The following is a 14,473-nucleotide window of genomic DNA, read 5'->3' as shown; positions in this document are numbered from 1 at the left end:
CAGTACGCAAACGCCATGTGCCGCCTACAGCTCGCTGCCCACCACCCAAGCAACAAAGGATGAGAAGACCATGGATTTTGATACTCCCATCGATAGGCACCATAGCTATAGTACGCAATGGGATTTTGCGGCTGACCGCTTTGGCAAGTACGACGTGTTGCCCTTCTCGATTTCCGATACCGATTTTGCGACGCCACCCGAGGTAGTTGATGCCCTCGCGCAGCGCCTGCGTCACCCCGTTTTTGGCTACACGCGCTGGAATCACAGCGACTTTAAAGAACCCATTGTGCGGTGGTTTTATCGCCGTGGTAAAGCACAAATAGATCCCGACTGGATTGTGTATAGCCCCAGCGTGATGTGGTCGGTTTCAACGCTTATTCGCTTGCTGAGCAAGCCTGGTGAGCAGGTAGTGGTATTCAGGCCGCTCTACGATGGATTTTTTGGTGCCATTCAAGCAAATGGGCGCGAGCTGGTGGGTGTGGATCTTTCGGCGGATGCGAGTGTGCCCATCGATTATGACGTGTTAGCACAAGCATGTACTTCGAGCGCAGCTAAGATTTTTTTGCTCACCAATCCTCATAATCCGACGGGACGCGTCTTTACCCGAGAAGAACTGGCGCGCATGGTGGATATTGCGCGCAAGACCAATACCTTTGTGATTACAGATGATATTCATCGTGACATTATTTTGGGGACGGTGCCCTATACGCCGCTAACGGACATCACCACCGAGCACGTGGCGTTGGCGTGCTCTGGGTCGAAGACCTTCAACATCCCTGGTCTTATCGGTTCGTATGCATTTGTTCCCGACAAGGCGCTTCGCGAAGCCTTTTTATACGAACTCAAGCAAAAAAACGCGCTCTCGTCTACGAGCATTTTTGGTATGTATGCGCAGATAGCAGCCTATACTCGCTGCGATTACTACGTCGACGAGCTCAATGCATATATACGCCAAAATATGCACTATATTCTAGCGTTTTTGCAGGAGCAGCTTCCTCAGATCCGCTTTGAGGTGCCGCAAGCAACCTATCTGGCGTGGATGGATATTTCACAGTTGGGAGTTTCGTCCGAGGATTTGCAGCAGGCGTGCGTGCAGTACGGTCATGTGGGTATTATGAGTGGTACCACCTATGGTGACGAGCGCTTTATGCGCATGTGCGTGGGCTGCCCGCGAACAAAGCTCGAACGCGGACTTCAAGGCCTGCTCAGGGGAGTTCGGGGGCTCAAAGAGGCGTCGGCTGCTCAGGAAGTGCAAAGCGCTCAGGAAGTGCATCCGCACGAAGGAGTGCAAAGGCTATGAGGCTCAACACTCGCGAAAAAAATCTTCTCGCCCTGCTGTGCAAGCAGCCAGCAACGGGAAAAGAGCTTGCAGAGAAACTCGGTGTTTCTCGGCGGACCATTTTGCGAGACGTGCGTCATATCAATGAGGTGTTGCAGTGCGCCCACGCGGGGTTTATCAGCGCAAATTCCAACTATACCCTACGCGTGGATTCGCACGTAGCCCTTGAGGAACTTGTGCAGGACGGCTGTGACGAGACGACCGAGGTGCTCATCGCGCTGCTCTGTTTGCCCCATCCAACCGTTGCCCTTATCGCCGAGAAGACCTTGCTGTCGCAAGCGCGCATCCGCAAAGCAATTCTTGCGATCAATGAGCATTATCGTGCGCTGCTGTGCGTGTATTCGCGCAGTGGTCATGGCCTTGAGCTGGAGTTTAAGCGTCTCGGCGCGCCAGATTTGCTGGCCGCGCATTTGGTGCAGCAGAAGGCAGCGCATACGCTCGTGCGACACTATGCACAGCACACCCAGATAGTCGTGGGGCTTATGGCACAAGAGCTCGATGTCTATCGAGAAGATCTGGGCGAGTGGATTAGTCCTCTTCAGGCACGACTGCAGTGCGAGGCAAGTCTGGCGACCTGCGGACGCGCGGCGCATCAGCTTGCCTATACCAAGCATCAGATAGAAGCAGTTCGTGCCTTTCTTGCGCAAAAGCGCGCACTGGCCAGTTGGTTGCGGACGCAGCGCGCGGCGCTTATGGATTTGGCGCACGAGCTGTTACGGCAGCATGGTATGTATGACAGCGATGCCAGTCTTGCTTCCCTTATTTTTGAGCACGTTGCGCGAGCAGCTCTTTTTCCGACGTTGGCAACGGATGAGTTTCGCGAGCAGGTGGAAGACCTGCAGCGCTTGTATCCCTTTGAGTTTGATTTTGCTTCGCTGTATTGCAAGAACATTGAGGCAATGAGACGAGACTTGTACATCGTGCCCGAGCTTTGCGCGCTGTATGTGATTGGCGCACAGACGGGCATGGCATCCACGCATGCACACATTTTACTGCTGAGCGCTCGCAAGTCGCTTGAGCAGGTCAATCGTGCGCTTCTGGAGCAAGTCTGTCCCGATGTGCAAATTACCTCGGTCAATAGCGCGGCGCGGGCATGTGACATGCTACAGGCGTATTCGTTTGACGTGTGCATGCGCGACGAATCGTTGGAGTTTGCTGGCGCACAAAGCAAGGTATGGAATTTTTCGTACAAGGGTATTCTGAGCGATAAGGACCTCAAGCAACTGCAAAAAATAGTGCTGTATGCGGGGTACCGCAAGCGCTTGCCGCTGCTTCTGCCCGAACAAAATTTCTGCCGCTTGGCGGTGGTGGGGGATGCGGATGTTGCTGATTGCGTCGCTGCAGTTGGCCTAAACGCTTCCTACGAGCAACTCTTGAAGCGGGGGCTGGATATGTTTGTGCAGCGAGAATGCATGAGCAAAACCGAAGCGCGCAAGGTACTCGATCGCGAGCAAAGCTCCGATCGCCTGTACTTCAAAGGCGTGGCAATTCCCCATAGCGTGACCGAAACCTACGCCTCGCAATTTCGTCTTTTTGCCATTGCACCCGACCGAGCCGTTTTTGCTGACGCCAATACCGCGCCTGACAAGCCCATCTCGCTCATCTTAGTGGTGCTCGCAAGCCAGCATCTGCAGGATAAGAATAGTATTTTTTCGTATTTATACACTGTGTTGAATACACAAGCGCAGATACAACCGCATGCGCAAACGCTAGCTTCCTATGAAGCAGTCATTACGTTTTTGAGCCAGGTTTTTAAGTCAGGTGAGTGAATGATGGATATTTCTCAAGCTACCATTACCCGCTATATCGACCGCCACTGGGATGAAATTGTACAGGATATTGCTAATGTCGTGGCCATCCCCAGTGTTGAGAACATTCCGCACGCACGGCCCCATGCACCCTTTGGTCCCGAAGTGGCACAAGCGCTCGAGCAGGGCTTGGAGATCGCATGCCGCCTCGGCTTGTCCACGCACAATTGCGAGGAATATCTCGGGTACGCCGATCTTCTCGCCAATGCGCCTCGGCCCTCGGCGTCCGAGTCGCCAGCCGCCTCAGATGTCGTTGCATTCACTTCAAATACCACCGACGATGTCTCAGATGCTGTGCCAATCTCAAATAACACAAAAAAGCAGATTGCGGTGTTTGGCCACTTGGATGTTGTTCCCGCAGGTCCGGGTTGGGATTTTGAGCCGTATGCGCTCACCAAAAAAGAGGGATATCTGTGCGGCCGTGGCGTGGTTGACGATAAAAGCCCGGCGATCTTATCGCTCTGGGCGGCCCACTTTTTTATGGAGCACCCCCTCGAGCGCGCGCACGACTTGCGCGTCATGTTGGGCACCAACGAAGAAACGCACATGAACGATGCAAAATATTACAACAAGCACTATCCCGCTCCCGACTTTTTGTTCACGCCCGACTCGTATTGGCCCGTCGTGATTGGCGAGAAGGGCACTTATAATGGGGAAATTTCGTTTGATCTGCAGCCGCAGGGGCGTATCGTGTCTTTCGAAGGAGGCACCGTACGCAATGCCGTGGCGTCGCGGGCGCAGGCTGTTATCCGTGCGCGCTTGGACGAAACACCTGAGGTCGACGGCATAACACCCAGCGATTTGGGAGACGGTACCATTCGTCTTGAGGCCCAGGGTGTAGGCGGGCACGCTTCGTTGCCGCAGGGCACGAAGAGCGCCATCGGCATGCTGGGGAAGTATTTGTATGACCACGAGTTGTATAGCCCTGCCGAGAAGACCTGGTTTGAGCTGCAGCATCGTCTGTATGCAAGCTGGGATGGTTCTCTTTTGGGCGTCGATGCAACTGACGATGTCTTCTCGCCGTTGACTATTGTGAGTGGAGTCATTGGCGTTCGTGATGGGCAGCTCGTGCAAACCATAGATGCGCGTTGGCCCAAATCGACCAATCCTGATCGCATAAGTGAGCAGTTAACGAAGGTATGCCAAGAGCATGGCGCACGTTTTTGCGAGACACACCGCGGTGTCTGCATGTATCAAGATCCGCAGCAGGAAGAAATTCAGGCGTTGCTTTCGAGCTTTACGCAGTGGTCACCCGAGAAGCTTGCACCCATTACTTTGGGTGGCGGAACCTATGCAAAGCATTTTCCATATGCGGTGGCATTTGGTCCTGAATACGAGCATGAAGATGGAAGGCCTGCGTGGGTTGGGAGTATCCATGGACCCAACGAGGCAATTTCTGAAGCGTCGCTGCAGCGCGCGCTTGCGATCTACATTACCGCACTCGGAAAATTACTCGGATAGGCGTGTCGGCAGCCATGAATATTCGCCTAGTCAATACACGCACCAACCAAGTTCTCCTCGTCGAGCATGCGGCAAATTTTATGAGCCGTCTACGTGGTCTTATGGGAAGAGAAGAACGTGAAATACACGGAGGGCTGTTCTTGCAGAACTGCTCCTCCGTGCATTGCTGTTTTATGAAAGTACCTTTGCGGATTGTATATCTGAGGTCTGATTGTGCAGGAGCAGATCATCCCGATTGCGCACGCTCAAATTCGTATGCAAAAGCGTATGCGGGGACAGCTGCGAACCGTACATGCCTTGAGGTTCTTTTTTGCGAAACCGTTATGCCGTGGCGTCTAGGTTCACACGTACCAAAGGCAAAACATGTACTTGAATTGCCCGTCCACACAGATTTTGACGTGCGTCCCGGTGATCAACTGCTGATAGAAGGACCGACCTGCGACCGACTTACAACCGAACCGACCGACCTATAGGCGATCATACTCGGGGTTCTCGACCTCGATCTTATCGGAATCTTGATGCGGTGCAAGAGTCGAGATCATAATCATGGGCTCGTCGTAGGGATTGGCCACATAGTGCACCTCATCGGGCTCGATGTGGATAAAGTCCCCCGCCGAAAGCGTGTGGAGCACGCCGTCAACTACAATATCGACTTTGCCCTGCATGATGTGGAAGTTCTCCTCCATGATGTGGTGATAGTGCGCATGAAAATCTTCGCCTGGCTGGAATTGCACAACCGCGTAGTTCATGCGCGGGCCTTTCATGAGGTATTTGGGACCCGAATTACCAAAGCGATACTCAAAGTCATTCTCGTTTACAACGTACATACCAATCAATCCTTTCGTTCGTTCAAAACCTTACAGTCCAGGTGCTCGCCATAAGCTTCTTGTCGTGCCTTTCTCAGCCAGCTCAAATTGAGCTGCATAGATTGCTTTCCAGTTTTCGTAAAGTCTCTCGTACACATCGTAATTCTTTGGATTCGGCTCAAACGTCTGCTTCCACTTCACGACACGCTGCGCTCCCTCAGCAATGCTCGGGTAGATACCTACGCCGTAGCCAGCAAGAATGGCGCAACCAAGTGCGGTGGCCTCTTTGACCTCGGGAACGTGCACCCGCTTGTGGCACACGTCAGCAAGTATCTGTGCCCACAGATTACTCTTTGAAGCGCCGCCTGCAAAAACGAGCTCGTCAGGTTCATTACCAGTAGCGTCTGCCACAAGCTCGATGTGTCCCCTGACGAGAAGGGCGGTGTTCTCCAGAACCGCACGATAGAAGCTATATTTGTTAAAGCGCGTGGGATCTAATTCAAAATTGGTGAAGGTCGGGCTTGCGTGCATCCAATGAATGTAGTTCATCACATCGCTAAAGCAACAGACCATACCATGACTGCCAGCGGGAACCTTTTCGGCCTCGCGGTTCATGATGTCATAGACGTCTAGTCCAAGCTCTTTTGCCTGCTGTGCTTCAGCCTGACAGAAGGCGTCTCGATACCAGCGCATGACAAGTCCGGGCTTAAAAGCCAAAGCCTCATACTGCCATACCTGCGGAATGGCGTGACAATTGACGCGCACGCGACACGCGGGGTCGGTCTGGGCTGTGGCAGTGTTGAACTCGTATTGCCAAAAACTGCCACCAAACACACCTGCCTGGCCAGGCTTACAGGCGTTAATGCCAACCATACCAAGCTGGCAATCACCGCCGCCAACCACCACGGGGGTTTTCTCGGCAAGGCCCGTGACCTGCGCACTTTGTGCGCAAACGCCCCCAAGAATTTGTCCACACTCATGCACGGGACCAAAAATATCGTCGCGAAGCCCGCAGCGTCGTGCGATGGCTGGATCCCAGTCGCGCTTGTGCAAATCCATGATGCCCGTAGTGCTTCCATTGCTTGGCTCAACAGCCAAAATACCTGTCAATTTGTAGGCGAGCCAGTCATTAAACATGCCAATAGTTGCGGCGCGTTCATATATTGCGGGCATTTTATTCTTGACCCACAGCAGGCGGGGAAGCGCCCCTAAGGCATAGGTTTGGCCACTGATGCGATAGAGCTCGCGCTCCAGCGTGGGGTCCATGGCGATAAGTTCACCCACTTCGTCAACGCTGCGCGCATCAACGTTGGCACAAGCCCAAATCTCCCGTCCGTTCTTGTCGTAGAGCAGAATTCCTTCTCGCATGCAGGTGGTCGAAATACCCGCAATCAATTGCGGGTTAATGCCCGTAGTATCGAGAACTTCGTGAATACAGTCAACGGTAAGCTTCCAGTTATACACCCAGTCGAAGTCCATGCTCCCAGGCCAACGAGGATCTTCTTTATGCTGCCATTCACGTTGTGCGACGCAAATTTGTGCTCCTTCAACCGAAAAGAGCACAGCGCGTACACTGCCCGTGCCCGCGTCAAGCGCTAAGAGGTACTGCTCGTGCACGTCTTTTGCGCCCCTTGCGTCCCTCGCGCTCTTCTCATCTCGCTCGTCCTTATCTGCATTGTTCATACCGCCCTCCTCATACGTGTGTTGCGTCCTTACATCTGCACACTCGCGTTTTTAATCCGCAGCCGTACCTTCGTCAGAAAGAAGCCCTTCTGCTGTTTCGGCGTTGGTAATGAGCACATTCAGATAGCCACCATGCAACACCGCCCGCAGCGCAGCAACCTTATTGAGCCCTGCGGCGACTCCAACCACATTTTTCATGTCGCGGAGTTTCTCGATATCAGTGCTAATAGTGCGGGCTTCTATTTCGGTATCCAGTGGCTTGCCGTCTTTATCGTAAAAATGGTTCAGCACATCACCTACGGCGCCTTGCATTTTAAGAACCGCCAGTTCTGACTCACGAATGATGCCATTGCGTAAAACGGTTGCTCCCGTTGCTGCAGCGCCAATGCCTACCACGCTCATGTCGGCATGTTCGGTCATCGAGAAGACCTCCTGGATGCTTCGCTCGGCGAGCAGGGCATCGCGTACTTCAGAAGAAGAGACCATCAGTGGTGCCGGCGTGAGAAAGAGTCTCATTTTGTAGGCAGCAGAACTGACGGCGGGAAGATAGTAGCTTACTCCACCCGTGAGACTTACAACATTAAGGGTCGAGGTAGTTTCCTTTGCAAGATGGCTGAGCATCGAGCATATGGTATCGCCGTAACCAATGTTCAGGTAGCCATCAGGTCGTAGATGCTCTTTTACATAGAGCGCTGCTGCACGCGAAATTGAGTTGTTTGTTTCGGCTTCGCTAAACGGAGCTGGCACAACAAAGGCATCATTGAGCTTGTAGGTCGAAATCAACTTTTGTTCGAGCTCGGTACGCGCGATGTCATCTTTTCTAAAGTTGAATTGAATAATGCCGTTAGTTTTAGCATCTTCCAGAAGACGAATCACCTTCGCGCGAGACAGGCCCATGGCTTCTGCAATTTGGTGCTGGGTGTAGTTCTCCATGTAGTAGTACCATGTTGCCTTCGTTGCAAGCATGTATGTTCGTTCAGTCAAGCGAGGTCTCCTTAAGTATTACTTTTGTCTATAGTATAAACAAAAGTAAGGTATAAAGGTCAAGAAGTATTCTCAGCGCTTTTTTAATAATTACTGGTAGATATACCATAACTGGTGAACTTCTACAGCGAATTATGAATATAATAGTTCAAGAGTGCTACAAAATACCGTCTACCGTCAAGATGCTACCGTTCATCCCCCAAAGCGCACGGCAGAGCCAACGCCTCCAACATTCAAACGAAATTATCGGTATCTTAGGAGATGAAGTAATCGTCATCTTGGTGGGTAGGAGAGCCTGTGGATGATGTTTCAAATAAGCCATTGCACGAAAATAATGCGCTTGGCACAACCGACGTGCTCGCAGCAAATGATGTACTCGACGTAAGCGATGTCGGTGCTGCGCCGTTGCTATCCGTGCGAGGCATTTACAAATCATTCCGCTCGAATGCGGTGCTCAAGGGAATCAATCTTGATTTGCGTCCTGACGAAGTGTTTGCCCTTATCGGCGGCAATGGCTCGGGTAAGTCAACGCTCATGAAAATTATTATGGGCATTTATTCGGCCGATGAGGGCGAAATAGCTATCGACCAGCAAAAAGTTGACATTACTAATCCAAAGGCCGCCCTTGCCCATAGCATTTACATGGTTCCGCAGGAGCCCATGCTTTTTCCCAATATGACGGTGCGCGAAAATATTACGATTGGTTTTACACAGCCCGCCGCTGAGCTTAACCGTCGTTTAACCGAGACCATGCAAGAGATCGGCTGGGACCTCGATCTTGGGCGTAAAGCTTCAACGCTGTCTATCGCCGAACAAGAGATGGTTGAAATTCTTCGCGGCCTCATGCGTCATTCCAAGATTTTGATTTTTGACGAGCCCACCAGTGCCTTAACCTTTGACGAGGTAAAAAGTCTCTTTGCGGTTATTGATGAACTGCGTCAAAAACATATTGGCATTATTTACATTACACATCGTCTCTCCGAAGTGTTTGAGGTGGCAACCACCGTTGGCATTTTGCGCGACGGCGTCATGGCTATGCACGGTGACGTCAAAGACTTCACGCGAGAAGATCTCGTGCACGGTTTGCTTCCGCCCGATGTGGCGCAGATCCGTCGCGAAGTGACACAGGACGCAAAGGCTATTGACTACAGCGGAAAACCCGTCTTTGAGCTCAAGGATTTTACGGGCTACGGCTTTGCTGACGTCGATTTGGCGCTGTATCCCGGCGAGATTGTGGGTCTTGCAGGGATTGTCGGCGCTGGTCGTTCCGAGATGGCTACCACCATTTATGGCATGGACAAAACGCTTGGAGGGCGTTGCTTTGTTGACGGCATTGACATCACAGGTAAGTCGACAAAAGACATCATCGCTGCAGGTTTAAGCTATGTTCCCGAGGATCGCTTCAATGACGGACTTTTCTTGATTCGTGACGTGGCCGAGAATACCACAAGTTCGCTGCTCAACCGCCATGAGCTAGGTTCTGTCATCCTCAACAACAAAAAAGAGCGGGATGTTTCTTCGACGTATGTTGAGAATTTCCGTACGAAAATTACGGGACTTTCCCAGGAAGTGGGAGGTCTTTCTGGCGGCAACCAGCAAAAGATTGTGATTGGGCGCGCCTTCTCGGTGCAGCCCAAGGTAGTTATTTTGGATGAGCCCACACGTGGTATTGATGCAGCAGCCCGTGCGGACGTTTACTTTGTTATTCAAGAGCTACGCAAACAGGGCGTCTCCATCCTTTTAATTTCTTCCGATATGGAAGAAATTATCGAGCTTGCGGATCGCGCTTTTACGATGTATCGCGGGCGCATCAATCGCGAGTTTACAAAATCCGAAATTACGCAGGACAACCTTATGTCTGCTGCATTTGGTCTGTAAGGAGGCTCCTGGTGAATGTGGTAAAACGCCTCATTAAAGCGCGCGGCTTCAGCGCCCTTATCTTTTTGCTTATGCTCTTTGTTGGAGTTGGCGCCATTAACCCAGCTTTCTTGACTCCCGCCAATATTGCAGCCTGCTTTAATACCTCGGTTGTCTACACACTGGTAGCCGTCGGGGTTGCTTTTACGCTTTTTATTGGTGAGATTGATGTATCGGTTGGTTCCAACCTTGGCCTTGTTGCTGCAGTGGTGGGCACCATGCTTCGCGATGGGCAGCCTCTTATAGCAGCAATCGCGGTGGGCATCGTGCTCGGCGCCCTTATCGGTCTGGTCAATGCGTGGGGTGTTGCTGTTATGAAGGCTCCCTCGCTCATTTTTACCCTTGGCGTCAATGGCGTTTTACGCGGGATTATTTATGTGTATACCAACGGTGCGTGGGTCGAGAACCTGCCCAAGCGCTTTAAAGATTTTTCGGCGGTTACCGGCATCGGTAATTTAACAGTGTACTACTGTGCAGTTATTGCATTGGTTATTCTCATCCACTTGACGCTTGTGAAGACTCGCCAAGGTCGCTGGTTTGCGGCGGTGGGCGATAACGCCAACGGTGCAACTCTGGTGGGTCTTCCTACCTTACAAACCAAAATTGCTGCCTATGTGATCTGCGGCATTTTTGCTGCTATTGGCGGTATTTTGTTCTGCAGCCGCATTGGGTTTGTCACCCCGATGGCTGGTAACGGTTACGAGATGAAGGCCATTGCTGCTTGCGTTCTGGGCGGTGTCAGCCTGTTGGGCGGCGTCGGTTCTACGCTTGGCGCCGCAGTCGGTGCGGTCATCATGGCTTCTATTAGCTACCTTTTGGTGTTTATGGGTTTTTCGTCCAACTACGACAACGCAATTACGGGCGTCATCCTTATTGTTATCGTCGTGGTCGATGCGCTGTTGCAGCACCGCACCATCGTCAAGAGTCGCCACGCTCGCCTGAATGCGCGCGTTTCGACGCTGCCTACGCTCGATAAACTCGCGCAGCAAATCGACGAGTTTGGTGCTGACGTTATAAATCCTCATGACTCGAGAGAAGGTGGGCGCTGATGACCAACAAGATCAATGCGGCGGTAACGTCCGGCGCTGGCGAGAAGATCAAAGAGTTTTTGTCTCGCGGACAGACAAACTGGAACCTTATTTTGATTGCCCTTCTCGTCTGCGAGTTTGTCATTTTTGGTTCGACAAATGCCAAGTTTTTGCGTCCAGCACTGCTCTTTACCAGCATTAACGACAGCCTACCCATTTTTATGATCTCGCTGTTTGTCACGCTGGTTATGGTGACAGGAGGCATCGACATTCAGGTTGCCTCGCTGGTGGGTTTGACCTCTATTACCATTGGTGTTGGTTGGCAGGATTTTGGGCTGCCCATCTGGGGGGCCGTAGCGGTCGCGACGTTGCTCACCCTTGCCTGTGGCGCGCTATCGGGATTTTTTATTGCGTATTGTCGTGTGCAGGCGATGGTCGTTACCCTAGGTGGAAGCTTTTTGTATTCGGGTATCGCGCTGCTTATTTCTACGCTTTCTAAGACGGAAAGTTATCAGGGCATTGGCGGATTTCCCGATGATTTTAAATTCATCTCGAGCTTCGAGCTTTTGGGGGTAATCCCCTTCCAACTGCTGATTTACATCGTCATGCTCATCTTCGCCTTTGTCTTGCTACACAAGACAAAGTATGGTCGCCGTATCACACTGGTGGGCGTCAACCAAAGTGCTGCCGAATTTTCGGGTATTAATAGCCGTCGCATCATCATGTCCACGTATATCCTCAGTGCGCTTTCGGCCGCTCTTGCGGGAACGGTGCTCACCGCGTATTTAGGCACAGCCAAGTCCGATTTTGGTGCCGATTTTACGATGGATATCATTACCGCGGTGGTATTGGGTGGAACGCTTTCGACAGGCGGCAAGGGTTCGATTGCGGGCACCTGCTTGGCGTCATTTGTTATCGCCTTTTTACGCTTTGGTTTGCCGTTGTGCTTCAAAGTAAGTCCACAGTATTTGGACATTCCTGTTGGTGTCTTACTCGTGGTTGTTATCGTCATGAGAGCAGCTACGAGTGGTACAAATATTGGCACGTTTTTGAAATCGCTGTTTGTAAAGGACAGCACGTCAACTGAAGCATAACGTCCAAGCGCATGTTGGGCGATGCTTCAAAACCGATTGCTCGGCACGAAGCTGAGCGAAGAAGGGGGAGGTTCACTATGCAAGATATGACTCGCCGCAGTTTCATTGGTTTGGCTGGCACGGGTGCAGTATGGGCAGGCCTTGCTCTTGCGGGCTGTAATACTGGTGGCGACAACAAGAAGGGTGGCGATGACAAAAAGAAAGCAGGAGATGTAAAGGGCAAGACGGTTGCCTTCATCCCAAAGGTAACGGGTAACGCGTTCTTCGAGTCCGCCAACAAGGGTGCTCAAGAGAAGGCCAAAGAGTGGGGCTTTACGGTTAACTATCTTGGCGACGCCACCGCATCTGTTTCTGCGCAGGTATCCGTCATTAATCAGGCTGTTGCAAATGGTGTTGACGCCATCTGCATTTCGACCGTTGACGCTAAGGGTGTTTCTGACGCCCTGAAGAAGGCTACCGAGGCTGGCATTGTTGTTACTACCTGGGACTCTGACTCCAATCCCGAGGATCGTACGCTCATGGTTTCTCAGGGCACGCCTGCGATTTTGGGTAAGATGCTTGTTGACATGGGTGTTGCTGGTCTTAAGGAGCGTGGCAAGGATCCTAAGAAGGACGAGATTACCTACGTTTGGCATTACTCCCAGGCTACGGTTACCGACCAAAACTCCTGGCAGGTTGCAGCTCAAGAGCTCATCAAGAAGGAATATCCTAACTGGAAGAATGTTCATGAGAACTACTACTCCAACCAGGACGCCGAGCAAGCAATCACCATTGGTGAGGCTGTTTTGGACGCCTACCCCAACATTGACCTGATCATCTGCAATGACTCCACCGCACTTCCTGGACAGCTGCAGGCAGCCGAGAATAAAGGCTACGATGCCAAGAAGATTACCATTACTGGTTTTGCTTCCCCACAGTCGATTAAGTCTTACTGCGAGCATGGCACCATTTACAACTGGGGTCTTTGGGACTGCGCAGTACAGGGCGCTATGGGTTGCTACGTTGCCGCATACCTTGCTGCTGGAAACGAGGTTAAGGTTGGTGACACCATCTCCATTCCGAAGATTGGTGATGTCAAGGTTGAGGCCAATGAGTCTATTGCCGAGGGCGCCAAGACGGGCGAGAAGAACAACGGCGTCGTGCTGTTGCCCGAGCGTCTCGTCTTCACCAAGGAGAACATGAACAACTACGCATTCTAATGCGTTGCTGTAATGAACTGCTGTCATGGGTTGTCGAAGTGCATGAGCGTATCTGCGCGCGCTTCATGTGCTGAGTAACACCTGCCGAGCAGGCGAGCTTCTCGACAGATTTGTCAAGAAGCTCGTGAGTAAGTTTTACGTTTTTCTGTGGCGTGCTGGCATCAGTGTGCTGGCACGCCGCAGAGCTATCTTAAGGAAGGTATGCATATGGCTGATCTTGACGGTCTCAAAGTTGCTAAAAACTATCACGTTGACACTCCCTTTGCCTACAACGAGGGATTTTATGTAAAGGGTGCCAATAGTCTTGATTGGGGTATGCAAAAGCATCTCTCCAATATTTTTGATCCGAAGAGTGGCAACACGGTTATGTTTGCGTTTGACCACGGCTACTTTATGGGTTCGACGGCTGGTCTTGAGCGCCTCGACCTACTTCTTCCGCAGCTTGCGCCCTATGTTGACTGCTTTATGGGCACGCGTGGTGCGATTCGTAGTTGCGTTCCACCGCAAATCACCAAGGGCATTGCCCTTCGCGTGACTTCGGGGTCGTCGATGCTGCAGTCCGATCTTTCGCATGAGGTTGTGGCTGTTGACATTGAGGATGCCATTCGCATGAATGCTGACTGCATGGCAGTGCAGACCTTTATTGGTGCCGATGGGCAGCTTTCGAGCATTGATAATCTTAGTCAGGTTGTGAATGCGGGTTTTCGCTACAGCATCCCAACGCTTGGTGTGTGCGCTGTTGGTAAAGATATGGAGCGCACGGGTCGTTTCTTTAAACTTGCCACACGCATTATTGCCGAGATGGGCGTTCAAATTGTTAAAACCTACGATTGCGAAGATTTCGAAGAGGTCGTGGCTGCGTGCCCCGTGCCCATCGTTGTTGCAGGAGGCAAGAAGCTTCTCGAGCGCGATGCAATGCACCTTGCGTATAGTGTGATTCAAAAAGGTGCTCGTGGTGTTGATATGGGACGCAATATCTTCCAGAGTCAACATCCTTTGCAGATGGCCGAGGCCATTCGCAAGATTGTACACGAAGGCGCAAGCGATGCTGAGGCGTGGGAATTCTTCGAGGATGCAACACACTAAGTAGATTTTTGTGCTTTCGTACTAAGGTACGTTCCAAAAAACGATGGCGTGCACTATCCGCAACTCAA

Annotated in this window: 12 protein-coding genes; 9 read left to right on the top strand and 3 right to left on the bottom strand. The window is 51.8% G+C overall.

The features are described from left to right. Window positions 1-70 precede the first annotated feature (70 nt). The 4 genes from HMPREF3192_RS02775 to HMPREF3192_RS07115 are packed head-to-tail and all read left to right on the top strand — an operon-like array spanning window position 71 to window position 5,081. Complete coding sequence (locus HMPREF3192_RS02775; protein ID WP_082715584.1) at window positions 71-1,300, top strand: MalY/PatB family protein; 1,230 nt, start codon at window positions 71-73, stop codon at window positions 1,298-1,300. Then, window positions 1,297-3,108 (top strand): HTH domain-containing protein, encoded by a 1,812-nt coding sequence (locus tag HMPREF3192_RS02770; RefSeq protein ID WP_066305100.1) that lies wholly within the window; start codon window positions 1,297-1,299, stop codon window positions 3,106-3,108. The genes HMPREF3192_RS02775 and HMPREF3192_RS02770 overlap by 4 nt, the downstream gene beginning before the upstream one ends. Then, window positions 3,109-4,608 carry a Sapep family Mn(2+)-dependent dipeptidase gene (locus tag HMPREF3192_RS02765; RefSeq protein ID WP_066305099.1) on the top strand — a complete coding sequence of 500 codons (1,500 nt, stop codon included), beginning with the start codon at window positions 3,109-3,111 and terminating at the stop codon, window positions 4,606-4,608. Window positions 4,609-4,622: 14 nt separating this feature from the next. Continuing rightward, entirely contained in the window at window positions 4,623-5,081 is a 459-nt protein-coding gene (locus HMPREF3192_RS07115) for a DUF192 domain-containing protein (protein WP_082715583.1), read from the top strand. Here the strand turns inward: HMPREF3192_RS07115 and HMPREF3192_RS02760 are convergent. Genes HMPREF3192_RS02760 through HMPREF3192_RS02750 form a run of 3 tightly spaced genes read right to left on the bottom strand, consistent with a single transcriptional unit; the run spans window position 5,076 to window position 8,081 of the window. After that, a complete protein-coding gene (locus tag HMPREF3192_RS02760) occupies window positions 5,076-5,435 on the bottom strand; it encodes a cupin domain-containing protein (protein ID WP_066305097.1) in 360 nt (119 codons plus the stop codon). The two genes, HMPREF3192_RS07115 and HMPREF3192_RS02760, sit on opposite strands and share 6 nt — an antisense overlap. Window positions 5,436-5,465: 30 nt before the next feature. Beyond that, window positions 5,466-7,097: an autoinducer-2 kinase gene (gene lsrK / locus HMPREF3192_RS02755; RefSeq protein ID WP_197414547.1), complete on the bottom strand. Its 1,632-nt coding sequence runs from the start codon at window positions 7,095-7,097 to the stop codon at window positions 5,466-5,468. A 51-nt stretch (window positions 7,098-7,148) separates the two neighbouring features. Beyond that, window positions 7,149-8,081: a sugar-binding transcriptional regulator gene (locus HMPREF3192_RS02750; RefSeq protein WP_066305096.1), complete on the bottom strand. Its 933-nt coding sequence runs from the start codon at window positions 8,079-8,081 to the stop codon at window positions 7,149-7,151. Between the two features lie 297 nt (window positions 8,082-8,378). Here HMPREF3192_RS02750 and HMPREF3192_RS02745 point away from each other — a divergent pair, with 297 nt between their 5' ends. From HMPREF3192_RS02745 to lsrF, 5 genes are all read left to right on the top strand, one after another. Further along, window positions 8,379-9,959 (top strand): sugar ABC transporter ATP-binding protein, encoded by a 1,581-nt coding sequence (locus HMPREF3192_RS02745; protein WP_197414546.1) that lies wholly within the window; start codon window positions 8,379-8,381, stop codon window positions 9,957-9,959. Between the two features lie 11 nt (window positions 9,960-9,970). Beyond that, a complete protein-coding gene (locus tag HMPREF3192_RS02740; protein WP_066305094.1) occupies window positions 9,971-11,047 on the top strand; it encodes an ABC transporter permease in 1,077 nt (358 codons plus the stop codon). Continuing rightward, window positions 11,047-12,120 carry an ABC transporter permease gene (locus tag HMPREF3192_RS02735; protein WP_066305093.1) on the top strand — a complete coding sequence of 358 codons (1,074 nt, stop codon included), beginning with the start codon at window positions 11,047-11,049 and terminating at the stop codon, window positions 12,118-12,120. Before HMPREF3192_RS02740 ends, HMPREF3192_RS02735 begins: the two co-directional genes overlap by 1 nt. 77 nt (window positions 12,121-12,197) lie before the next feature. Next, window positions 12,198-13,319 (top strand): substrate-binding domain-containing protein, encoded by a 1,122-nt coding sequence (locus tag HMPREF3192_RS02730; protein WP_066305092.1) that lies wholly within the window; start codon window positions 12,198-12,200, stop codon window positions 13,317-13,319. Window positions 13,320-13,526: 207 nt separating this feature from the next. Continuing rightward, the gene (gene lsrF, locus HMPREF3192_RS02725) at window positions 13,527-14,405 is read left to right on the top strand and encodes a 3-hydroxy-5-phosphonooxypentane-2,4-dione thiolase (protein WP_066305091.1); all 879 of its coding nucleotides are present in this window, start codon (window positions 13,527-13,529) and stop codon (window positions 14,403-14,405) included. The last annotated feature ends 68 nt before the right edge of the window (window positions 14,406-14,473 follow it).

It is taken from the genome of Atopobium deltae, assembly GCF_001552785.1.
Lineage (GTDB): Bacteria > Actinomycetota > Coriobacteriia > Coriobacteriales > Atopobiaceae > Atopobium > Atopobium deltae.
This window is presented reverse-complemented; position numbering and strand designations above follow the sequence as displayed.

Excerpts from the sequence above, each read along its gene's own strand:
- HMPREF3192_RS07115 (WP_082715583.1), top strand. The coding sequence starts at position 4,623 with ATGAATATTCGCCTAGTCAATACACGCACCAACCAAGTTCTCCTCGTC.
- lsrF (WP_066305091.1), top strand. The coding sequence starts at position 13,527 with ATGGCTGATCTTGACGGTCTCAAAGTTGCTAAAAACTATCACGTTGAC.
- HMPREF3192_RS02775 (WP_082715584.1), top strand. The coding sequence starts at position 71 with ATGGATTTTGATACTCCCATCGATAGGCACCATAGCTATAGTACGCAA.
- HMPREF3192_RS02735 (WP_066305093.1), top strand. The coding sequence starts at position 11,047 with ATGACCAACAAGATCAATGCGGCGGTAACGTCCGGCGCTGGCGAGAAG.
- HMPREF3192_RS02730 (WP_066305092.1), top strand. The coding sequence starts at position 12,198 with ATGCAAGATATGACTCGCCGCAGTTTCATTGGTTTGGCTGGCACGGGT.
- HMPREF3192_RS02765 (WP_066305099.1), top strand. The coding sequence starts at position 3,109 with ATGATGGATATTTCTCAAGCTACCATTACCCGCTATATCGACCGCCAC.
- lsrK (WP_197414547.1), bottom strand. The coding sequence starts at position 7,097 with ATGAACAATGCAGATAAGGACGAGCGAGATGAGAAGAGCGCGAGGGAC.
- HMPREF3192_RS02760 (WP_066305097.1), bottom strand. The coding sequence starts at position 5,435 with ATGTACGTTGTAAACGAGAATGACTTTGAGTATCGCTTTGGTAATTCG.
- HMPREF3192_RS02770 (WP_066305100.1), top strand. The coding sequence starts at position 1,297 with ATGAGGCTCAACACTCGCGAAAAAAATCTTCTCGCCCTGCTGTGCAAG.